The organism is Sphingobium tyrosinilyticum (assembly GCF_042654265.1).
Lineage (GTDB): Bacteria > Pseudomonadota > Alphaproteobacteria > Sphingomonadales > Sphingomonadaceae > Sphingobium > Sphingobium tyrosinilyticum.
In genome coordinates this window covers 110,081-130,364 of the sequence record NZ_JBHSFZ010000001.1, presented here as the reverse complement: position 1 = coordinate 130,364, position 20,284 = coordinate 110,081, and the positions used below count along the sequence as shown (strand labels likewise).

Below are 20,284 nucleotides of genomic sequence, written 5' to 3'. Positions count from 1 at the left end.
ATGGCCCGGCGGCATCTTTCGTCTGAGGAACAGGCGCTCTGGAGCGCGCTTACCCGGTCTGTTTGGCCCCTGCGGCCCGGTTCGCGCCCCATCGACGCGCCGCCCGCGCTCGCAGTGTCTGCGCCCCCAGGGTTAACACCCGCCCCGTTGCGTCCCACTGTCCCGAGCCCCTCCCGCGCTCCGGCCGCCACGCTCGATTCCACTTGGGAACGCCGAATCCGTAGCGGCACGTTGGTCCCGGACATGGCGATCGACCTACACGGCCACAGCCTTTCCGCCGCCCATGCCAGATTAAACCAGGCCCTCGCCACGGCCCTGTCCCGCGATCTCCGAATCCTGCTGATCGTGACGGGCAAACCGCCCAAAGCCAGCGGATTCGGCCGCGACGCACGCCGTGGCGCGATCCGCGCAGAGATCGGCCATTGGCTCGAAACCAGTGCCTATGCCGACCGCATCGCTAGCGTCCGCCTCGCCCATCCGCGCCATGGCGGAGAAGGCGCGCTCTACGTCATATTGCGCCGCAAAAAATAGGATCGCCCGGCGCAGGCACTGACCTTTTCTTAACCAGCGTCCTTCATACCCTGCTGATCCGTGGCTCATCGTCGAGCCGCGCTCTGGGGCGGGAGGCACATGCAAGGCGTGACATTGAAAAGCCGCGCCACCGCCTTCGCCTGCGCCGCGGGGGCGCTGGTGTTCACCCTGTCCCTCGTTCTGGGACAGGATCAGGCGACCGACATTGTCGGCATCGGCCGCTCGCTGATCATCGCAATATTATGCGGCACGATGAGCTGGGCGTCCGCGCGCCAGACCGTCGCCACCACCGCCGACGCCATCGATACCGCGACGGAAAGGCTGGTCGCGGCCGCCCACGGCGATTTGCAATCGCCCGTCGCCCCTGAAATCGCGGCGGAGCTTCCCGACCTGTCCGTGGCCATGACCAGCCTGTTCAGCCAGGTACGCACCAATCTCGACCATGTGCAGGCGCTCGCCCTTTTCGATCAGGTGACTGGCCTCGCCAACCGAACCAGTTTCTGCCGTCAGGTCGAACGGCTGCTCGCCGAGCGGGAGGGCGATCACGCCGCAGCACTCTTCTTCATCGACCTTGATGGCTTCAAAGGCGTCAACGACACGCTCGGCCATGCCGCGGGCGATCAACTGCTCGCCCGCGTCGCCGGCCGGCTGCGCGAAGTCGTCATGGCGCAGGTCAGCGCTGGCCTGAGCGATGCCGTGCTTGGCCGCCTCGCGGGCGATGAATTCACCATGTTCTTCCCTGACCTCCATGGCCGGGAGGCCGCCAGCCGCATCGCCCGCGCCATTCAGTTCGCACTCAGCGAGCGGTTCGATCTTGGCAGCCAGCATATTGAACTCGGCGCTTCGATCGGCATCGCCTGCTACCCCGATCATGGCGACACCCTCTCCGCGCTGCTGCGTTCGGCCGACATCGCCATGTACCACGCCAAGCACGAAGGCCGTAACCGCGCGGAGATGTTCACCGCCGAACTGGCGCTGGAGGCTGCCGACCGGGCCGAACTGGAGCGCGACCTGCTGCTCGCCCTGCAACGCGACGAATTCATCCTGGAGTTCCAGCCGCAGGTCGAAGCGATCAGCGGCCGCGTCGTCACCGCCGAAGCCCTCATCCGCTGGGCGCATCCGGAACGTGACCTCGTCATGCCCGGCTTCTTCGTACCGGTGGCGGAGGAAAGCGGCGCGATCGTCGCGCTGGGCGACTGGGTGATGAGCCGCGTCTGCGAAACCGCCGCGCGCTGGGCGAAGGCGGACATAGGGCAGCGCATCGCCGTCAACATCTCGTCGCGCGAATTGTCGCAGGCGGACTTCTTCCTGCGCCTGCGCCACGCCATGGCCGCGCACCAGACGCCTCCGCATATGCTGGAGCTGGAAATCTCCGAATCACTGGCGATGGAAATGGATCAGCGGGTCCTGGGTCAGCTATGGGCGCTGCGTCAGGAAGGCGTGCGGATCGCCATCGACGATTTCGGCACCGGCTATTCCAACCTCTCGCGCCTTAAGGAACTGCCGATCGATCGCGTCAAGATCGACCGCAGCCTGGTGCGCGACATCGCCATTTCGGCCGAGGCGCGGACGATCTGCAGCGCCGTCGTCGGCCTGATCCAGGGCCTCGGCATGGAAGTGGTGGTGGAAGGCGTCGAATCCGAAGCGCAGATGGACATGCTGCGCGTGATCGGCTGCACCCTGTTCCAGGGCTATCATTTCGCCCGGCCGACGGGGGAGGAGGATTATCTCGCCCGCTTCGCTGCGCCTAGGATGAGCGATCGCCGGATCGTCTGAACCGCTCGCCCGAAAGCATGACGGCTATCGTCAGCAACCGCCCAAAGCCCGCCGCACGATCAGCGCATAAATCTCCCCCAGCGCCCTAAGGTCCTGCACCGCGACCGCTTCATCCAGCTTATGCATCGTCGCATTGTTCAGCCCGAACTCCACCACAGGGCAAAGCCGGGAGAGGAAGCGCGCGTCGGATGTCCCGCCGGTCGTGGACAGCTCCGCCTCAACCCCGGTCACCTCCCTAATGGCGCTCGCCACAAGGTCGGACAGCGGACCGGGCGCGGTAAGAAAAGGCTCGCCGCTGATCTTCGCCGTCACTACGCCGCCCTCAACCGCCGCGATTGCGCTGATCCGCTCGATCAACTCCGCCCCGCTATGCTGATCGTTGAAGCGGATCGAGATACGCGCCTTTGCTGCCGCTGGAATGACGTTGGTCGCAGGATTTCCGACCTCAAGATCGGTGATCTCGATATTGCTCGGCTGAAACCAGTCATTTCCCTCGTCCAGCACCTCCGCATCGATGGCGGACAGGATTCGGATGAGGGGCGGGATCGGATTGTCGGCAAGGTGCGGATAGGCGACATGCCCCTGCGTGCCATCGACCCTGATCCACATGTTCACCGATCCACGCCGGCCGATCTTGATGACGTCTCCCAGTCGCTGCGATGATGTCGGTTCGCCCACCAGGCACAGGTCGGGGCGCAGGCCATGCGCCGCCATCCGGTCCATCAGGGCCAGCGTGCCGTAAACGGCGGGGCCTTCTTCATCCCCGGTGATGATCAGGCTGATCGTGCCCGCCAAATCTTCCGAAAGGCTACCCAGCGCGCCGACAAAGGCAGCGATGGAGCCCTTCATATCGACCGCGCCCCGGCCGTAAAGCAGGTCGCCACGCAACTCAGGCGTGAACGGGTCGCTGGCCCAGCCCTCGCCCGGCGGCACCACGTCCAGATGCCCGGCGAATGCGAAGTGCGGACCGGCGCCCGTCGTCCGCCAGGCGAGCAGATTTTCGACGGGACCGTCAGGCGCTTCGCCCACGAGGAAGCGATCGACGGTGAAGCCCAGGGGAACCAGCATCGCTTCCAGCACGGCGAAAACTTCGCCCTGCGCCGGCGTGACCGAAGGACAGGCGATCAGCTTCCGTGCTATGTCCACTATGTCGGCATTGGTGCTGGTCATGCTCATGGCGCTGCGTTAGCGAAAGCAGAGCGCCTTTGCCAGCCGGAGGAAAGGTTCATGCCCAAGATCAATCTTGCAGCCATACAGCAGACGAACAGGACCGGTTATCCGGTCCCCTTCGCCGCTGCCGTCTATGGACGCTGGGTACGCAAACTAGGCCCTGACAGCGGACTTGCGGATTTCGGCGTTAGCCATGTCGTGCTGAAACCGGGCGCTGCCTCCTCGCAACGCCACTGGCATGAGGATGAGGATGAATTTGTCGTCGTTCTGAGCGGGCAGGCGGTGCTGGTGGAGGATGATGGGCGCGTCGCGATGCAACCGGGCGACATGGCGGCATTCCCGAAGGGGGAACCGAACGGCCACCATCTCGTCAATGAAAGCGACGGCGATTGCGAATTGCTCGCCTTCGGCCGAGTCCCAACCGGCGACGCGCATTATCCGGACATCGACCTGCGTTGGTCGAGGGGCGGCTATCAGCGCAAGGATGGGAGCGCTTTTTGAGCGGACCGGCGGCGCTCGACAGGCGAATGATGCTGGCTGGCATGGGCGGCGCGCTGATCGCGGCGAAGTCTCCTTCACCGGGGTTGATCAAGCCGCCCCGGCTGCGCCCCGGCGACACGGTCGGGCTGATCGAACCGGCGGGCTTCACCGACGACGCCTTCGACCTCGATCTGGTCAAGGAAACCATCGCCGCCATGGGGTTGAAGCCCAAGCCCGCCGCGCATCTGACGGAGCGCTATGGTTATTTCGCGGGCAAGGACGCCGATCGCGCGGCAGATGTAAACGCGATGTTCGCCGACAGGGAGGTGCGCGCCGTATTCGCCGTGCGCGGCGGTTGGGGCTGCGCCCGCATCCTGCCCCATCTGGATTTCGCTACGATTCGCGCCAATCCGAAGCTGCTGGTGGGGTTCAGCGACATCACCGCCCTCCACCTCGCTTTCGCGGCGCGCGCTGGTTTTGCCACCTTCCATGGTCCGAATGCCGCGAGCAGCTGGCCGCAGTTCAGCTGGGACGCCTTCCGCGCCATCGCCTTCGATGGGGCGACCCCGACGCTCACGAACCCGCCGGGGAAGGAAGACCGGCTAGTCCCGCTGGGCGGCCGCATTCGCACCTTTCGCGGCGGCCGTGCGAGCGGACGGCTGCTGGGCGGTAACCTTGCGGTGTTGGCTGCACTCATGGGAACGCCCTGGCTCCCCGAGTTCAGCGGCGCGATCCTGTTCCTTGAGGATGTGGACGAAGCGCCCTACCGGATTGACCGTATGCTGACCCAATTGTCGCTTGCCGGGGTGCTGGGCAAGCTCGCGGGCGTGGTCTTTGGTCAATGCACCGGCTGCGGCCCCACCGGACCATCCTATGGCGGCTTTACAGTGTCGGAAGTGTTGCAGCAGCATCTTGCGCCGTTGGGCGTGCCCGCTTTTCAAGGCGCAGCGATCGGCCATGTCGCAAACCAGTTCAGTCTTCCCTTGGGCGTGCGCGCGGAAATCGATGCCGACGCGGGCAGCATCCGCCTGCTGGAGGCAGCGGTAAGCTGAGGACGCCTCAGTCCTTCTCGTCTGACGGCCGAATATAGGCGCCGCGCCCGTCCGGCGGCACCAGTGCGCTATCCTTGATGGTCAGCGTCAGCGTCTGAAAGCCGGGCTCCGGCACATCCTTGGTTTTCTCCGCGGTGAGCAGCACCGCGCCATCCTTCTCCTGCCACCGCCCCTCGGCGAACAGGTCGAGCGCGCCATAAACAAGATACCACTGAAAACGCCCGTCAGGACGCAGCAACAATTCCGACCCCGTCTCCATCACCCCGCGCAGATAATAATGCCCGGCTCGCTGCGCCGTATCGGCCAGCGCAGGCGTGGCGAGGAAAGCGGCCAGCGGGAGGAGGGCGGTCATCATGCGCATAAGCGCAACCTACCCTAACTCGGTCCAAAAGGCAGCAACGCCTCATAAACTTCCAGCGGCGGCTTCCCATCGACGCGCGCGCCCTTCCGCATCAGGAAGGCATGCCGCACAATCTCCGCCTGCTGCTCAAGCCCATAATGCTGGAACGGCCGTCCCGGCACGATCTTGTAACCATAGCGGCAAAAGGGGTGCCGCATCAGCGGCAGATACCATTTCCCGCCCCGCTGCGCTTGCCACACATGCGTCATCTCATGGATGAAATGCCCCTGCAGGTGCAGCGGCTGATCGCAGAAGTCGGCGCAGAACAGCCCGCCCTTCGGAGGGAACCACAGGTGCCCGTCCGGCGCCATGGTCACGCGGTCCGGCTGGAGCGGCCACCATTTGCGATGATGCGCCCGCACCTGCTCATAAGCGATCGCATCGCCGAAGATCGATCGGGCGAGCGCGACCTCCGCCGGGGTGAGGGCGCGGCTGGTCAATGCGCCTTGGGCTCATCCTTGGAGGCAGGGGCAGGGGCAGGGGCAGGGGCGGCAGCGCCGGGCTTTTGGATGACCGCGTCCACCAGCAGGCGGTCGCCATTGGCGAGCAGGAAGGTGAATGTCATCTTGCCCCGGCTGATCGCCGTATCATTGACGCCCCAGATCATCAGATGCTTGCCGCCGGGGGCAAAGGCGACCTTGGTCTTGGCGGGGATGTCCACCGAATCCAGCTTCTGCATCATCATCATGCCGTCATGGTCCATGCTCTCATGCATCTCGACCTTCAGCGCATAGTCGGTCAGCACGCCGCGAAGCTGAGTCGCCGCGTCCCCGCCATGCGCCACGAAATAACCGGCCGAAGGCGTCTCCTTGTTGGGGCTCAGGCGCACCCATGCCTGGTCGATATAGGTCGGAGCGGGATCGCCGCAGGCGGCCAGCGCAAAGGGGGTGGCCAAGGCAATGTAGGGGAGAAGGGCGCGCATCGTTCCACTTTCGTGACTGTCTCGTTTCCGGTCGGTTGTCACGGTAATCGCACGCACTTCTTGTGCCAAGAAAGATCGCGCCTATATCCCATCCGCAAACCGGTCTTGCCTTGGCGCTTTCGTGAGGTATGGGGCCGTCAACCGCTGAATGAATTGGGGTTCAAAGAGGACAAGATGGGAAAAGTAATCGGCATTGACCTTGGCACCACCAACAGCTGCGTTGCTGTGATGGACGGCGGCAAGCCCAAGGTGATTGAAAATGCAGAAGGCGCGCGCACCACGCCGTCGATCGTCGCCTTCACCAAGGATGGCGAGCGCCTGATCGGCCAGCCCGCCAAGCGTCAGGCCGTCACCAATCCGGACAACACGATTTTCGCGGTGAAGCGCCTCATCGGTCGCCGCTTCGACGATCCGACCACTAAGAAGGATATGGAGCTTGTCCCCTATCACATCGTGAAGGGTGGCAATGGCGACGCATGGGTCCAGGCGGGCGGCAAGGATTATTCGCCCTCGCAGATTTCCGCCTTCACTCTGCAGAAGATGAAGGAAACCGCCGAGAGCTATCTGGGCGAAACAGTGACGCAGGCGGTCATCACCGTTCCGGCCTACTTCAACGATGCCCAGCGTCAGGCGACCAAGGACGCCGGCCAGATTGCGGGCCTCGAAGTGCTGCGCATCATCAACGAACCGACCGCGGCCGCGCTCGCCTACGGCCTCGATAAGCAGGACGGCAAGACGATCGCGGTATATGACCTTGGCGGCGGCACCTTCGACATCTCGATCCTCGAAATCGGCGATGGCGTGTTCGAAGTGAAGTCCACCAACGGCGACACCTTCCTGGGCGGCGAAGATTTCGACGCCAAGCTGGTCGAATATTTGGCCGAAGGCTTCAAGAAGGATGAGGGCATCGACCTCACCAAGGACAAGCTGGCGCTACAGCGTCTGAAGGAAGCCGCTGAAAAGGCGAAGATCGAACTGTCCTCGGCGCAGTCGACCGAAGTCAATCTGCCCTTCATCACCGCTGACCAGAATGGCCCCAAGCATCTGGTGAAGAACATCACCCGCGCCGATCTGGAGCGTCTGGTGACCGACCTCATCAAGCGCACGATGGACCCCTGCAAGAAGGCGCTGGCCGACGCTGGCATTTCCGCGAGCGAGATCAGCGAAGTCGTCCTCGTCGGCGGCATGACCCGCATGCCCAAGGTGCGCGAGGCCGTGAAGGAATTCTTCGGCAAGGAACCGCACACCGGCGTCAACCCGGACGAAGTCGTCGCCATGGGCGCGGCGATCCAGGCGGGCGTGCTGCAGGGCGACGTCAAAGACGTTCTGCTGCTCGACGTGACCCCGCTGTCGCTGGGCATCGAAACGCTGGGCGGCGTGTTCACCCGCATGATCGACCGCAACACCACGATCCCCGCCAAGAAGTCGCAGGTCTATTCGACCGCCGACGACAATCAGCAGGCGGTGACGATTCGCGTGTTCCAGGGCGAGCGTGAAATGGCGGCGGACAACAAGCTGCTGGGCCAGTTCGACCTGGTCGGCATCCCGCCCGCGCCGCGCGGCGTGCCGCAGATCGAAGTCACCTTCGACATCGACGCCAACGGCCTTGTCAACGTCCATGCCAAGGACAAGGGCACCGGCAAGGAACAGCAGATCCGCATCCAGGCTTCGGGCGGCCTGTCCGACGCCGACATCGAACAGATGGTCAAGGATGCCGAGCGCTTCGCCGAAGAGGATAAGAAGCGGCGGGAAGGCGCCGAGGCGAAGAACAATGCCGAGAGCCTGATCCACACCACCGAGCAGCAGCTCAATGAGCATGGCGACAAGGTGGACGCTGCCCTCAAGTCCGAGATCGAGACGGCGATCGCCGCGACCAAGTCGGCCGTTGAAGGCGGCGACGTCGAAGCGATGAAGGCAAAGGCGCAGGAACTCGCTCAGGTCGCGATGAAGCTCGGCCAGGCGATCTACGAGAAGGAACAGGCCGGTGCCGCGTCGCCGGGCGCGGACGCTCCGAAGGCTGATGATGATGATGTCGTCGATGCCGAATTTTCGGAAGTGGACGACAACAAGGCTTAAGGGCGATGAAACGGTTCTCGACTTCGCTCGGACCGAACGGATATGGTGATTGCCATCGCCGTTCGCCCGGGGCGAAGTCGGGGGACGTGCGCGCGCCGGGGGCGAGATGAGTAGCGAATTGGACTATTACGAACTGCTCGAAGTCGAGCGCACGGCAGACGCGGGCACGATCAAGAGCGCCTATCGCAAGCTGGCGATGAAATATCACCCGGACAAGACCGGGGGATGCACGGACGGCGAGGCCAGGTTCAAGGCCGTTTCCGAAGCCTATGAATGCCTCAAGGACCCGCAGAAACGCGCCGCCTATGATCGCTATGGCCATGCGGCCTATACCAATGCCCAAAATGGCGGCGGCGGCGGCTTCAACGGACGCGGCGCGGGCGGCTTTTCTGACCTGGGCGATATTTTCGAGACGATCTTCGGCCAGAGCGGCTTTGGCGGCGGCGGCCGTCAGGCGCAGCGGCGCGGTGCGGACCTGCGCTACGACATGGAGATCACGCTCGACGAAGCCTATCATGGCAAGAAGACCGAGATCGAAATCGAAGTATCGGCCTCCTGCGAAAGCTGTGACGGATCGGGCGCGCAGCCCGGCACCGGTGTCAAGACCTGCGGCACCTGCGGCGGTCATGGCCAGGTCCGCGCGCAGCAGGGCTTCTTCGTGGTCGAGCGGACCTGCCCCGGCTGTCATGGCGCGGGCCAGGTGATCGAAAGCCCCTGCCGCACTTGCCTCGGCGAAGGCCGGGTGGACAAGCCCAAGACCCTCTCGGTCAACATTCCCGCTGGCGTCGATGAAGGCACCCGCATCCGCCTCTCGGGCGAAGGTGAGGCGGGAGCGCGCGGTGCGCCTTCAGGCGACCTCTATATTTTCCTGCATGTGAAGCGCCATTCGCTCTTCGAACGGGACGGTACGACGCTCTTCTGTCGCGCGCCGGTCAGCTTCACCACGGCGGCGCTCGGCGGTTGCATCGAAGTGCCCGGCCTCGACGGCCAGCGGCACGAGATCAAAATCCCGAGCGGCATCCAATCGGGTAAGCAGATCCGCCAGCGCGGCGCAGGCATGCCGGTGCTGAATGGCCGGGGGCAGGGCGATCTCGTCATCCAGGTGGAGGTCGAAACCCCGACCCGCCTCACCGCCAAGCAGAAGGAATTGCTGGAAGCCTTCCGCGATACGGAAACCGGCGAAGAATGTCCTCAATCCACCGGCTTCTTCAGCAAGCTCAAGGAATTGTGGGGCGACTGAGCGCTCCGCTCTTTCAGCAATTGGAAAGGCCGGGTGCAGCGTCAACTGCCCCGGCCTTTTTGCATATTAGCTGATGTTATTTCCGAAGGTTGCGACGGAAAAAGTCCGTCATGACATCCAGCGCTTCCTGCGCTTCGGGCAAAGCCTGGTTGGCGAAGAAACAATGGTCCAGACCGTCCCAGACATGAAGGTCAGCGCTCACCTTGGCCTTTATCAGTTCGCGATGTGTGTTGACGGCCGCACTGACCTCGCCCGCCCGCAGAGACGTCAGCAGTAAAGTGGCGGGAAAGAAGCGCAGTACGTCGCGCGACATCATCGGCGACATGAGCGGGTCCAAAAGATCATGATCGCCATAATAGAAGCGCTCATCAAGCGTGGCAGGCGCCGTCAAACCCTGCATCGGTTTGAAGGAATACCAGCTGTCACCTGCCCAGCGCGCATCGGCGGACGCACAGAATATGCCCGCTGCGCCGGGTGAGGGCAGTTTCACATGCTGGAACCAGGCAATCGCCTGCGCGGTCAGCAGGCCGCCCGCAGAGCTGCCGAAAATCCCGATCTGGGAGGGCTTACGCGTCTTCAGCAACTCCCGATAGACCGCCGCAACATCTTCGCTGGCGGCGGGGAAAACAGCCTCCGGCGCCTGCCGATAATCGATGGTCAGAATTTCAAAGCCAGTGCGCCCGGCCAACGGAATGGATTCCTGCAATCCGCCCCCTGCGGTGGCCATGATGAAGCCGCCACCGGGCAGATTGATCAGGATGTTGCCGCGTTTGCCGCCTTCACTCTGCTTGGCGGGGGTGACCAGATAGCCGTGCACGCCGCCCATAGTGACTTCGCGATATGTAACCTTATGCTGTTCCGCCAATTTGCGGACAGCGGTCGCCATGCCTTGCGCCATCATCTGCCGGGTCGCCGGAACCCGGCCTTTCTTGATCAGCTGCGTCAGCATGTCATTGGCGTCAAAAGGACGGCGGGGAAGGGCCTTCTTCGCTTCGTCACTTAGATATACCGAGGGCGGAAGGCGGTAGGCTGGGACGTTCACCGTCCCATCCGCTTCAATAGGGTTTGCTTTCGACCGGGCTAGCGCCGGGGTCGCGCCATGCACGCCAGCCATGACCAACAGACCAACGATGTTCATCCTGTGACGCGTGACCATCCTCCACCATTCGATCATCGGATAGTCCCGTGGATCGCCCCGCTGCCCTCGCAGCTTGTTATTATCGCACGATATGGTTCTATTCTGTTTGCGTCAACGCACGATCATGCTCTGCCCCTCGTTGCCCTGAGGGTGCCCCATGGCACGCAAAAAAGGGCACCTCACCGCGTGAGATGCCCCTCCTTTGATGCTTGCCGGTTCTTAGAAGCGGTAGCCGAGGATCAGTGCAGCCTGGTGGCGCTCAGGCTTGGTGCCGCCGACCTGCTCATAGCTCGAATAACGATATTCAGCGCGGGCGATGAAGCCCTGCACGGTCGTTTCGAGGCCCGCGCCCAGGCGATAGCCGTCCAGCTTGGTGCCGTCGCCGGCCGCGTCTTCGAAGCGGGCATTGGTGTAGCCGCCCTTGGCGTAAGCCAGCACGTTCGGGACGACTTCACCGCCGATGCGCACGCCGGCATAGATGTCGCGGTCGGTGCGAACGCCCAGTTCCTTGGCGTCGGAATCTGCATACTCGCCTTCGACGCCGAAGACAGCGCCGTTGACGTTGACGTCATAGCCGATCACGCCGCCATAGAGCAGGCCGCTGTCGTGATTGACCGAGTTGAGATCAACATGGTCCAGACCAACGACGCCGCCGATATAAGGGCCCGAGAAGGGCACTGCATCCTGCGCAAAGGCCGGTGCGGAAACGCTGGCGAGCAGCAGCGCCGAAGCGATGAACTTTTTCATAGGACTTCTCCTGATTCCAATCTTCGTCCGGCGCGATCTAGATTGGCTCATCGGGAGGAGTAAAGTCTTGTAAACAAAGGCATGCCGCATTGCACAACAAGCTGTGGCAATGTTGCATCATGTCTTGAAATGGCGCGCTCATCACCTATCGAACGCTGAAATCTGGACTCCCATCCTCGTCATCCGAGCGGAAGCTGGGATCTCTAGAGGCCGGATAGGAACGGCGATGCGAGCCAGTCGGAATGACGATTGAAAGGGCCTTCGCCCCCGCCTCAAGCCGCCACAAACATATCCGGGTCAATCGCCATCAGGCTCTCCGCCCCACCTTCGATCTTCCGCCTGAGCGCCCCGGCATCGGGCATGATGCGCTCCGCAAAAAACCGGGCCGTGACCAGCTTTGCTTCCAGATAACGCGCATCACTATCGTCCGCCTCCAGCAGGCTGGCCGCGGCTTTCGCCATGCGCAGCCACATCAGCCCCGTCGAAACGATGCCAAGGATGTGCATATAATGCACCGCGCCAGCCCCGGCATTGTCGGGGTTCTGCATGGCGTTCTGCATCAGCCACATGGTGGCCGCGCCCAGTTGTCCGCTGGCCTTTTCCAACGCCTGGGCAACATTCGCCAGTTTCTCATTGCCCTTGGCCTCGGCCACATCGTCAGCAACGATCTTGAGGAAAGCCTGTAGCCCGCGACCGCCATTCATCGGCAGCTTGCGGCCGACAAGGTCCATCGCTTGTATGCCGTTGGTGCCCTCGTAAATCTGAGCGATGCGGGCGTCGCGCACATATTGCTCAACGCCATTTTCCCAGATGTAGCCATGGCCGCCGAACACCTGCTGGCACATGACCGCGACGTCAAAGCCCTTGTCCGTGCCATAGCCTTTGAGCACCGGGGTCAGCAGCTGGACCAGATCATCGGCCGCCTGCCGTTCTTCATCCGTCGCGGCATGCTGCGCCAGATCGACCTGCAGCGCGCCCCACAGCATCAGCGCCCGCAGGCCCTCGGTCAGCGCTTTCGCTTCCATCAGCATGCGGCGGACGTCGGGGTGGACGAACAGCGTGTCGGCCTTCTCCTGGCTGTCCTTGGGCCCAGTCAGTGCGCGGCCCTGCCTCCGTTCGCGGGCATAATGGACCGCATTCTGGAACGCGATCTCCGCCTGGCCCAGCCCCTGCATGCCCACCCACATGCGCGCGGCGTTCATCATGATGAACATCGCGGCAAGGCCCTTATTCTCCTCGCCCACGATCCAGCCCTTGGCTCCGTCATAATTCATGACGCAGGTGGCGTTGCCGTGAATGCCCATCTTATGTTCGAGCGACCCGCAGGACACCGCGTTGCGCTCGCCCAGCGATCCATCCTCATTCACCAGCACCTTGGGCACGACGAAAAGTGAGATGCCCTTGCTGCCTTCCGGCGCGTCGGGCGTCTTGGCGAGGACGAGGTGGATGATATTTTCGGTCAGGTCCTGCTCGCCGGACGAAATGAAGATTTTCGTGCCGGTGATGGTGTAGCTGCCGTCATCCCGCTTCACTGCCTTGGTCTTGATGAGGCCAAGGTCGGTGCCGGCATGCGGTTCGGTCAGGTTCATGGTGCCGGTCCATTTGCCCGATACCATGTTGGGCAGATATTTTTGCTTCTGTTCCTCGCTGCCCTTGGCGATGAGGGCGGAGACGGCGCCGCTGGTCAGGCCATGATACATTTCGAAGCTGTGATTGGCGGACAGCACATATTCGCCCACCGCCGATGCGACGACATTGGGCAGGCCCTGGCCGCCATATTCGACCGGCGCGTGCAGCGTCGTCCAGCCGCCCTCAACATAGGTATCGAATGCCTGTTTGAACCCAGGAGGAGTCGTTACGCTGCCGTCGGGATGGCGGATGCAGCCTTCCTTGTCGCCAACGGCGTTCAACGGAAACAGCACCTCTTCCGCCATCTTGCCCCCTTCGGCCAGGATCGCCTCGACAAGGTCCGGCGTCGCATTCTCGAATCCCGGCAGATTGGCATAGCGGTCGAGCCCCACGACATGGTCGAGCACGAAGCGGGTCTCGCGAAGCGGGGCGGTATAGCTGGGCATGATCTTCTTCTCTCCGGGCTTTTCTGTTCTGCGGGGGTGGGGATGTCAGGGCTTGGCCAACGCCTTTACGAAATCGGACAGTTCGGCGATGGCCGCATCGATGTCGCTCTTCTGCCGGGTAAGCAGTTCGATCCGCCCCTTGCATTTCGCGACGGTGACGCGCCGCTGCTCCTCATGTTCCTCGTCCGCGACATACAGGTCGATCATCTCGCGAATGTCGGCCAAGCTGAAGCCCACCCGCTTGCCGCGCAGGATCCAGGCGAGCCTGGCGCGATCCCGCCGCGAATAGATGCGGGCCAGCCCATGCCGCTCCGGGGCGATCAACCCCTCATCCTCATAAAAGCGCAGCGCGCGCGCCGTTACGCCGAACTCTTCCGACAGATCGGTGATCGTATAGGTCTGCCGTTCCTTATGGTCGGGCAGTTCTATGCCCGCGATGCTGCTGCGCTGATCCATGGCCACTAGCTAGGAGAGGTTTACGTTAACGTCAAGCGCGATCCTGCTGCCCCTCCAAAACCGTTTTTTTTCGCTATTTCATTCATCAATTTGCAGATCATGGACGATTTGGCCTGATGACAGCAACTCCCCTCGCCGCTAAGCGAGCCGCATCATGTTGGGGGCAATCAGACAATCGGAAAGCGCTCGCGGCCTTCTCGCCGCGCTGGCTCTGCTTGTCCTTTCCATCCAACTGATCGCCCCGTCCGGCTTCATGCCCGTCCGCACCGATCGCGGGATAGTGGTGACGCTCTGTACCGGTCAGGGCGCCGTCAATGTGCTGGTTGATCGGGAAAAAGCGCCCCACCGGCAGGATGAAGGCGCGCCAGTGCAGCAGCATTGCGCATTCGCGGCCTCCGTCCAACCTGCGGTCCCGCCGCTCATCCTCTCTGACCTTCCGCTGCCCTCCTGGCAGCGGGCGTTCGGCCCCATTGCCTTCGCGCTCAAGACCGGCCTGATCGCGCGCCTTTCCGCGCCGCCGCCACCTTCCTCCGGACCACCCGCCGCCTCCTGAATTTCGGCCTTTCCGCGCCGCCACCGGTGCGTCCCTATTTCTCGAGGTTTCTTATCATGTCCGCTCTTACCCTTGCGCGCGGCGCTTCGCTGTGCGTCCTTGCCTGTTCGTTTCTGTCCGCTCCCGCTTTGGCCGATGAAGCTGCCGACCAAAGCCGCATTATCGTCACCGCCAGCCCCGTGATCGAAGCTGCCGCCGAGCGTGCCGATCGCACCGCCGGCGGCGCGAATGTGGTCTCCGCAGAGGAGTTTCAGGACAAGCTCGCCGTCTCCCTCCGCGATGCGCTGAGCTTCTCTCCGGGCGTTTACACCCAGCCCCGCTTCGGCCAGGAAGTCCGCATCTCGATCCGCGGCGCCGGCCTATCGCGCGCCTTCCACATGCGCGGCCTGACGCTGTTGCAGGACGGCATCCCGATCAACATGGCCGACGATAACGGCGACTTCCAGGAGCTTGACCCGCAGGTCTTCCAGCATCTCGAAGTCTATCGCGGTGGCAACGCCCTGCGCCTGGGCGGATCCACCTTGGGCGGGGCGATCAACGCGGTCACGCCCACCGGGAGGAGTGCGCCAGGAGTGGAAGCGCGAATCGACGGCGGCTCGTTCGACACGCTGCGCGCCAAGGCGGCTTACGGCTATGCCGACGAGCAGGGCGACGCCTGGGCGGCGGTCACTGCAGATCGATCCGATGGCGACCGTCATCATGGGCGGCGCAAGGCCATGCGCTTCAACGTCAATGTGGGCCTGAAACTAAGTGACCGGGTGGAGACCCGCTTCTACGCCAGCGTCCAGGCCATCCGGCAGAAGCTGTCAGGCGCACTCAACGAAGCCGACGCGCTGAACGATCCAGGCAAGGGCAACTCAATTGGAGATCAAGCGCGCAACATCGATTCAATCCGGCTTCAGAACCGCACCATGGTTCAACTGGATGGCGGCCAATTGGCCTTTGGCGCTTATTACAACAGCAAGTCGCTCAATCACCCGATCTATCAGGTCGTGGATCAGAACTCGGAAGATCGCGGCCTCTTCGCCAGCCTGGATTTGGCAGGAGAACTTGGCGGTCTACCGGTCGCACTGACGTTAGGCAGTCAGGCGCGCTTCGGCCGTGGCGACTTCCGCCAGTTCCTCAACGTAAATGGCAAGGCGGGCGCGCTCACCTCTCTGCAGAAAGCGCATGCCCAAACCATCAACAGCTATGGCGAGGCGCGGATCGCGCCGCTGCCAGGGTTATGGCTGATCGCTGGCGGCATCTACACCCATGGCGAGCGTCGGCTCGACAATCGCCTTGCCCCGGCGCGCAGCGGGGAGGCGAAGTTCGACAGCTTCGCTCCCAAGTTGGGCTTGTTGTTCGAACCCTCCAAGACGGCGCAATTTTATGCGAACTATAGCCGATCGGTCGAACTGCCGGGCTTCATCGAGTTGGGACAGGCTCCTGCTGGCGGCGCCCCCGGCTTCACCCCACTGTTTGCGCAAAGGGCTTGGACCGCGGAGGTCGGAACGCGCGGTCGTTGGGGCATCGCGCGTTGGGATGTCAGTCTCTATCGCGCCGAGATCAAAGGCGAGATGCTGCAATATAATGTGCAGCCGGGCGTGATACCTGCGGCGACCTTCAACGCTGACCGCACAAGGCACCAAGGCATCGAAGCGGGTTTGGACGTGACGCTCACGCCTTGGGCGCTTCTGCGGCAGGTCTATCAATATAGCGACTTCCGTTTTCGAGGCGACGCGCTCTACGGCGACAATTGCCTGCCGGTTGTGCCACGCCATGTCTATCGTGGGGAGTTGCGCCTGGGCACTGAGCGCGCCAGTTTTTCCCCCGCAGTCGAATGGGTCCCGCAGGGTGCGTGGGTTGACTATCAGAACAGCAAGCGCGTGGACGGCTATGCCACGCTCAATCTTGCCGCGCAGACTGAGTTGCGCTCCGGCGTCACATTATTCGTCGATGCACGCAATCTGATGAAGAAGCGGGCGATTGGCGACATAAGCGCGGTGGTCGGGTACGTTGGTCAGGCCACCTTCTACCCGATCGAACGGCGCGCCATCTATGCGGGGCTGCGCGCGCGTCTCTGAAAAGGCAGCGGCCTATCCTCATGAGGGGGTGGAGCGGGGCGGTAAATGGGGCTAGAGGCGGCGCCATGTTGCGTCTGTCCGGCCTTAAACTCCCCCTCGACCACCCGGCCGAGGCGATGCCCGCCGCCATCTGCACGCGGCTGGGAATCGGAGCGTCGGAGCTGATCCGTCATGTCGTCGTCCGCCGGGGCAATGACGCGCGTCGGAAGAATGCGATCCAGCTCGTTTATACCGTTGATGTCGAACTGATCGACGAGCAGGCTATACTGGACAGCTTGGTGGGCGACCATGATGTGCGGCCACGCCCCGACACGGACTATCGCTTCGTCACGCATGCGCCACAACATTGGTCGGGTAAGCGCCCCGTCGTGGTGGGTGCGGGCCCTTGCGGGCTCTTCGCAGGGCTGGTCCTCGCGCAGATGGGTTTCCGCCCCATCATCCTCGATCGCGGCAAGGTGGTACGGGAGCGGACGAAGGACACCTGGGGCCTGTGGCGGCGCGCTGAACTGAACCCGGACAGCAATGTCCAGTTCGGGGAAGGCGGAGCCGGGACCTTTTCGGACGGCAAGCTCTACTGCCGGGTGAAGGACCCACGCTTTTTAGGCCGCAAAGTGCTGGAGGAATTTGTCGCGGCAGGCGCGCCCGACGACATCCTGACCGAGGCGCATCCGCATATCGGCACCTTCCGCCTTGTCACCATGGTGGAAAGCCTCCGCCGCCAGATCGAGGGATTGGGCGGCGAATATCGCTGGCAGCATAAGGTCGAAGAACTGGAACTGGAGCGGCAGGGCGACGGTTCGCAGCGTTTGCGTGGCCTCCACTTATCGGACGGCAGTTTCATCGAAGCGGATCATGTCGTGCTGGCCGTGGGGCACAGCGCGCGCCCTACGTTCGAGATGCTGCACAGGCGCGGCGTCCATATTGAAGCCAAGCCCTTTTCGATCGGCGTCCGCATAGAACATCCGCAAGGTTGGATCGATCGCGCGCGCTACGGCAAGTGCGCTGGCCATCCTGCGCTGGGCGCGGCCGCCTACAGCCTTGCGCATCATTGCGAGAATGGCCGCACCGTTTACAGCTTTTGTATGTGCCCGGGAGGCCGGGTGGTCGCGGCTACATCCGAAGAAGGTCGTGTCGTCACCAACGGCATGAGCCAATATAGCCGCGCCGAGTTCAACGCCAATTCAGGCCTTGTCGTCGGCATTGAGCCGGAACGGGATTATCCGGGCGGGCCGCTGGCGGGAATCGATCTCCAGCGCCATTGGGAAAGCATGGCCTTTACTGCGGGCGGTTCCTCCTACTGGGCTCCCGGGCAGAAGGTCGGGGATTTCCTGGCTGGACGTGCCTCGACCGAACCTGGGGAGGTTGTGCCGTCCTACAAACCTGGCGTCACCATGACCGATCTGTCGCGCTGCCTGCCTGCCTTCGTGATCGATGCTTTCCGGGAGGCGCTGCCCGTGTTTGGCCGCCAGATCGCCAATTATGATCATCCCGATGCAGTTATGACGGGCGTTGAAACCCGCACATCATCCCCGATCCGCATCACTCGGGGCAGAGACCTTCAAAGCCTAAACGTTGCGGGTCTATATCCTGCGGGTGAGGGTGCGGGTTATGCAGGCGGCATTCTGTCCGCAGCGATCGATGGGATTAAGGTCGCGGAAGCCGTAGGACTGGCCATTAATAGCTGACACTGCGAGTCGTCTAGGCCGTGCCGTAGCGGAAACGAGCTAAAAGGCAGCAACAGCCGAGACTTAGCCGATCTTCTTCCTGCGAAGATAAAAAGGCGGCTGCCAAAGACGTTTTTTGTCGCAACCTGAAGCGTACATGAAATATTCATATCCCGATGACATTGTTGGGGTATATTTATTACCCATGCGGCCCTGTATGCAATATACAGTTTCCGCTGCTCTCGGCCGGTCCGACGCTGCCGCAGTAGCTCTCAGTGAAAATCAACAAATAGACAGAGGAGGCCTCTATGTATGCCAAACCTGTGATGGCGGCGCTTTGCGTCTTCCTGGCTTTGCCCGTAGCTGCAGGTGCGCGGCAGGGCCCCGGCCAACTGACGGTCGTGGCGCCTGACAAAGACGCAATAAGTTATGAGAAATGGACGGACCGGACCGCATCGAGGCTGTCGCGGAGCATCCGCCAAGCAACATTGCTTTACCGCGACAGCGCTTCGACCGGCTATGCGCGTGTGCAATTCCGATTGGGAGAACAGGGCAAGCCAGAAAATATCGCCTTGGCTGGGTCTTCCGCATCGACCAGCATCAATCGCATTTCGATGCGTGCGATCCGATCGATTGGTTCCCTATACCCCTTGCCGCAGGATGTCCGCTCAGGGTCCAAATTTGAAGCCTGGGTCATCGTCGCGAATGACGCCACGGAAAGGGAAAATATGCTGACCAGTCTGCGTGCTGAACACCGGGCGCAAACGATGGCACAGGCAGAAGCCGACCGCCCCATTCTTATTGCCCAGCGCTAATCAGACGGAGGGTCGATGAGGCGCCATAATCATTTGGCGCCTCTTCAGCCCGCCGGGAAACTTCCAACAGGGGGGCGGCGTTCTCCCGCCATGCGCCGCCTTCATTTCGATCTCCACAACGGCACCGGCTTTACTGCGGACGATGAGGGCCGCGAGCTGGAAGATGATGACGATCCCCGTGCCTTCGCTATCCGGAGTATTCGCTCCATCCTCAGCGAAGAGGTGATAAAGGGCATCGTTGATCTCACAGGCTGGATCGACATCAGGAGTGAATCGGGCATACAATTCGGGCGGGTGTGTTTCAGCGAGGCTGTGTGTCTCCGGCTCGACCCAGGAGACCGCGATGGTAGAGCCCCATCTCGCCAAGCTTAGGTTCCGGCACTTGTTGACCCTCGAAGAGGAACAGGCGGTGCGCGCTATCGTGCCTCCCGGGCGGACCGTCCTCCGCAACACGGCTGTGGTGCAGGAAGGGGAGCGGTTGGAGGTGAGCACCTTGCTGCTGGATGGCGTCATGTGCCGCCTGAAGGACCTAGCCGACGGCAAGAGGCAGATTACGCAAATCCATGTGGCGGGCGACTTCGTGGACCTGCATGGCTTCACGCTGAAGCGGCTCGAACATGATGTCATGACGCTGACGGACTGCACTATCGCGCTCGTGCCGCATGAGCATATACGGCAGTTCATTGAGAAATGGCCGCGCTTGGGCCGGCTCTATTGGTTCAGCACTAATTTGGACGCCTGCATAAATCGCGAATGGGAACTGTCGCTCGGCCAGCGATCCGCGGTGGAAAGATTGGCCGCGCTTTTCTGCGAACTTCATTTCCGGCTGAAGGTCGTCGGCAGGACTGGTGTCAGCTTTAATCTGGGCATGAGCCAGTCACAGCTTGCCGAGAGCTTGGGAATGACGGCGGTTCATGTCAACCGCACATTGCGGCTGTTACGGGACCGGGGCTTGCTCAACTATCGGCGTGGGGAGGCACAGATACTTGACCTGGACGGGTTAAAGGCCGTGGCTGATTTCGACGATCGTTATCTCTATCCCCATCCCGATCCGCTCTGACGGCAGCCTTCAAGGAAGTTGTTGATTTCAGATGGATTAAGGTGTGGATTACGCAATCCACAT

The 20,284-nt window shown here is 62.5% G+C and carries 20 protein-coding genes; 12 read left to right on the top strand and 8 right to left on the bottom strand.

What is annotated here, in order from left to right:
* Positions 1-531 carry a Smr/MutS family protein gene (locus ACFO3E_RS00680; protein WP_066525131.1) on the top strand — a complete coding sequence of 177 codons (531 nt, stop codon included), beginning with the start codon at positions 1-3 and terminating at the stop codon, positions 529-531.
* Between the two features lie 99 nt (positions 532-630).
* Positions 631-2,307, top strand: a complete 1,677-nt coding sequence (locus tag ACFO3E_RS00675) for a putative bifunctional diguanylate cyclase/phosphodiesterase (protein ID WP_066525129.1) — start codon at positions 631-633, stop codon at positions 2,305-2,307.
* 30 nt (positions 2,308-2,337) lie between these two features.
* Here ACFO3E_RS00675 and dapE read toward each other — a convergent pair whose 3' ends face one another.
* Positions 2,338-3,483, bottom strand: coding sequence for a succinyl-diaminopimelate desuccinylase (gene dapE, locus ACFO3E_RS00670; RefSeq protein ID WP_066525126.1), 1,146 nt, complete (start codon positions 3,481-3,483; stop codon positions 2,338-2,340).
* Positions 3,484-3,534: 51 nt separating this feature from the next.
* Between dapE and ACFO3E_RS00665 the strand changes: the two genes are divergently transcribed.
* Positions 3,535-3,978, top strand: coding sequence for a cupin domain-containing protein (locus ACFO3E_RS00665; RefSeq protein WP_066525123.1), 444 nt, complete (start codon positions 3,535-3,537; stop codon positions 3,976-3,978).
* Between the two features lie 26 nt (positions 3,979-4,004).
* Positions 4,005-5,009, top strand: a complete 1,005-nt coding sequence (locus ACFO3E_RS00660) for a S66 peptidase family protein (RefSeq protein ID WP_066525117.1) — start codon at positions 4,005-4,007, stop codon at positions 5,007-5,009.
* Positions 5,010-5,016: 7 nt separating this feature from the next.
* On the opposite strand, the gene ACFO3E_RS00655 is transcribed toward ACFO3E_RS00660, so the two are convergent.
* The 3 genes from ACFO3E_RS00655 to ACFO3E_RS00645 are packed head-to-tail and all read right to left on the bottom strand — an operon-like array spanning position 5,017 to position 6,331.
* Positions 5,017-5,364, bottom strand: coding sequence for a hypothetical protein (locus tag ACFO3E_RS00655; protein ID WP_380801734.1), 348 nt, complete (start codon positions 5,362-5,364; stop codon positions 5,017-5,019).
* A gap of 20 nt (positions 5,365-5,384) precedes the next feature.
* The gene (locus ACFO3E_RS00650; RefSeq protein WP_066525106.1) at positions 5,385-5,849 is read right to left on the bottom strand and encodes a vgr related protein; all 465 of its coding nucleotides are present in this window, start codon (positions 5,847-5,849) and stop codon (positions 5,385-5,387) included.
* Positions 5,846-6,331 carry a copper chaperone PCu(A)C gene (locus ACFO3E_RS00645; protein ID WP_066525103.1) on the bottom strand — a complete coding sequence of 162 codons (486 nt, stop codon included), beginning with the start codon at positions 6,329-6,331 and terminating at the stop codon, positions 5,846-5,848. The genes ACFO3E_RS00650 and ACFO3E_RS00645 overlap by 4 nt, the downstream gene beginning before the upstream one ends.
* Positions 6,332-6,505: 174 nt before the next feature.
* On the opposite strand from ACFO3E_RS00645, the gene dnaK reads away from it, so the two are divergent.
* Both dnaK and dnaJ read left to right on the top strand, forming a co-directional pair.
* On the top strand, positions 6,506-8,407 hold the full coding sequence (gene dnaK, locus ACFO3E_RS00640; protein ID WP_066528763.1) for a molecular chaperone DnaK: 1,902 nt from the start codon (positions 6,506-6,508) through the stop codon (positions 8,405-8,407).
* A 106-nt stretch (positions 8,408-8,513) separates the two neighbouring features.
* A complete protein-coding gene (dnaJ, locus tag ACFO3E_RS00635) occupies positions 8,514-9,647 on the top strand; it encodes a molecular chaperone DnaJ (RefSeq protein ID WP_380801730.1) in 1,134 nt (377 codons plus the stop codon).
* 76 nt (positions 9,648-9,723) lie between these two features.
* Here the strand turns inward: dnaJ and ACFO3E_RS00630 are convergent, their stop codons facing one another.
* From ACFO3E_RS00630 to ACFO3E_RS00615, 4 genes are all read right to left on the bottom strand, one after another.
* Positions 9,724-10,785, bottom strand: coding sequence for an alpha/beta hydrolase (locus tag ACFO3E_RS00630; RefSeq protein ID WP_380801727.1), 1,062 nt, complete (start codon positions 10,783-10,785; stop codon positions 9,724-9,726).
* Positions 10,786-11,004: 219 nt separating this feature from the next.
* Positions 11,005-11,532, bottom strand: a complete 528-nt coding sequence (locus ACFO3E_RS00625; protein ID WP_066525099.1) for a porin family protein — start codon at positions 11,530-11,532, stop codon at positions 11,005-11,007.
* A gap of 272 nt (positions 11,533-11,804) precedes the next feature.
* Positions 11,805-13,607: an acyl-CoA dehydrogenase C-terminal domain-containing protein gene (locus ACFO3E_RS00620; RefSeq protein ID WP_066525092.1), complete on the bottom strand. Its 1,803-nt coding sequence runs from the start codon at positions 13,605-13,607 to the stop codon at positions 11,805-11,807.
* Between the two features lie 45 nt (positions 13,608-13,652).
* Complete coding sequence (locus ACFO3E_RS00615) at positions 13,653-14,063, bottom strand: MerR family transcriptional regulator (protein ID WP_380801723.1); 411 nt, start codon at positions 14,061-14,063, stop codon at positions 13,653-13,655.
* Positions 14,064-14,217: 154 nt separating this feature from the next.
* On the opposite strand from ACFO3E_RS00615, the gene ACFO3E_RS00610 reads away from it, so the two are divergent.
* The 6 genes from ACFO3E_RS00610 (at position 14,218) to ACFO3E_RS00585 (ending at position 20,221) form a co-directional block, all read left to right on the top strand.
* Positions 14,218-14,616 (top strand): DUF2946 family protein, encoded by a 399-nt coding sequence (locus tag ACFO3E_RS00610; protein WP_066525090.1) that lies wholly within the window; start codon positions 14,218-14,220, stop codon positions 14,614-14,616.
* A 56-nt stretch (positions 14,617-14,672) separates the two neighbouring features.
* Entirely contained in the window at positions 14,673-16,682 is a 2,010-nt protein-coding gene (locus ACFO3E_RS00605) for a TonB-dependent receptor family protein (RefSeq protein WP_380801721.1), read from the top strand.
* 65 nt (positions 16,683-16,747) lie between these two features.
* Positions 16,748-18,367, top strand: a complete 1,620-nt coding sequence (locus tag ACFO3E_RS00600) for an NAD(P)/FAD-dependent oxidoreductase (RefSeq protein WP_380801718.1) — start codon at positions 16,748-16,750, stop codon at positions 18,365-18,367.
* Between the two features lie 287 nt (positions 18,368-18,654).
* On the top strand, positions 18,655-19,161 hold the full coding sequence (locus ACFO3E_RS00595) for an energy transducer TonB (protein ID WP_066525081.1): 507 nt from the start codon (positions 18,655-18,657) through the stop codon (positions 19,159-19,161).
* Between the two features lie 15 nt (positions 19,162-19,176).
* Positions 19,177-19,533 carry a DUF6894 family protein gene (locus ACFO3E_RS00590; protein ID WP_380801716.1) on the top strand — a complete coding sequence of 119 codons (357 nt, stop codon included), beginning with the start codon at positions 19,177-19,179 and terminating at the stop codon, positions 19,531-19,533.
* The gene (locus ACFO3E_RS00585) at positions 19,505-20,221 is read left to right on the top strand and encodes a Crp/Fnr family transcriptional regulator (RefSeq protein WP_066525071.1); all 717 of its coding nucleotides are present in this window, start codon (positions 19,505-19,507) and stop codon (positions 20,219-20,221) included. Before ACFO3E_RS00590 ends, ACFO3E_RS00585 begins: the two co-directional genes overlap by 29 nt.
* Positions 20,222-20,284 lie beyond the last annotated feature (63 nt).

Coding starts and splice junctions, on each gene's coding strand:
- ACFO3E_RS00680 (WP_066525131.1), top strand. CDS start 1: ATGGCCCGGCGGCATCTTTCGTCTGAGGAACAGGCGCTCTGGAGCGCG.
- ACFO3E_RS00675 (WP_066525129.1), top strand. CDS start 631: ATGCAAGGCGTGACATTGAAAAGCCGCGCCACCGCCTTCGCCTGCGCC.
- dapE (WP_066525126.1), bottom strand. CDS start 3,483: ATGAGCATGACCAGCACCAATGCCGACATAGTGGACATAGCACGGAAG.
- ACFO3E_RS00665 (WP_066525123.1), top strand. CDS start 3,535: ATGCCCAAGATCAATCTTGCAGCCATACAGCAGACGAACAGGACCGGT.
- ACFO3E_RS00660 (WP_066525117.1), top strand. CDS start 4,005: ATGATGCTGGCTGGCATGGGCGGCGCGCTGATCGCGGCGAAGTCTCCT.
- ACFO3E_RS00655 (WP_380801734.1), bottom strand. CDS start 5,364: ATGATGACCGCCCTCCTCCCGCTGGCCGCTTTCCTCGCCACGCCTGCG.
- ACFO3E_RS00645 (WP_066525103.1), bottom strand. CDS start 6,331: ATGCGCGCCCTTCTCCCCTACATTGCCTTGGCCACCCCCTTTGCGCTG.
- dnaK (WP_066528763.1), top strand. CDS start 6,506: ATGGGAAAAGTAATCGGCATTGACCTTGGCACCACCAACAGCTGCGTT.
- dnaJ (WP_380801730.1), top strand. CDS start 8,514: ATGAGTAGCGAATTGGACTATTACGAACTGCTCGAAGTCGAGCGCACG.
- ACFO3E_RS00630 (WP_380801727.1), bottom strand. CDS start 10,785: ATGAACATCGTTGGTCTGTTGGTCATGGCTGGCGTGCATGGCGCGACC.
- ACFO3E_RS00625 (WP_066525099.1), bottom strand. CDS start 11,532: ATGAAAAAGTTCATCGCTTCGGCGCTGCTGCTCGCCAGCGTTTCCGCA.
- ACFO3E_RS00620 (WP_066525092.1), bottom strand. CDS start 13,607: ATGCCCAGCTATACCGCCCCGCTTCGCGAGACCCGCTTCGTGCTCGAC.
- ACFO3E_RS00615 (WP_380801723.1), bottom strand. CDS start 14,063: ATGGATCAGCGCAGCAGCATCGCGGGCATAGAACTGCCCGACCATAAG.
- ACFO3E_RS00610 (WP_066525090.1), top strand. CDS start 14,218: ATGTTGGGGGCAATCAGACAATCGGAAAGCGCTCGCGGCCTTCTCGCC.
- ACFO3E_RS00605 (WP_380801721.1), top strand. CDS start 14,673: ATGTCCGCTCTTACCCTTGCGCGCGGCGCTTCGCTGTGCGTCCTTGCC.
- ACFO3E_RS00600 (WP_380801718.1), top strand. CDS start 16,748: ATGTTGCGTCTGTCCGGCCTTAAACTCCCCCTCGACCACCCGGCCGAG.
- ACFO3E_RS00595 (WP_066525081.1), top strand. CDS start 18,655: ATGTATGCCAAACCTGTGATGGCGGCGCTTTGCGTCTTCCTGGCTTTG.
- ACFO3E_RS00590 (WP_380801716.1), top strand. CDS start 19,177: ATGAGGCGCCATAATCATTTGGCGCCTCTTCAGCCCGCCGGGAAACTT.
- ACFO3E_RS00585 (WP_066525071.1), top strand. CDS start 19,505: ATGGTAGAGCCCCATCTCGCCAAGCTTAGGTTCCGGCACTTGTTGACC.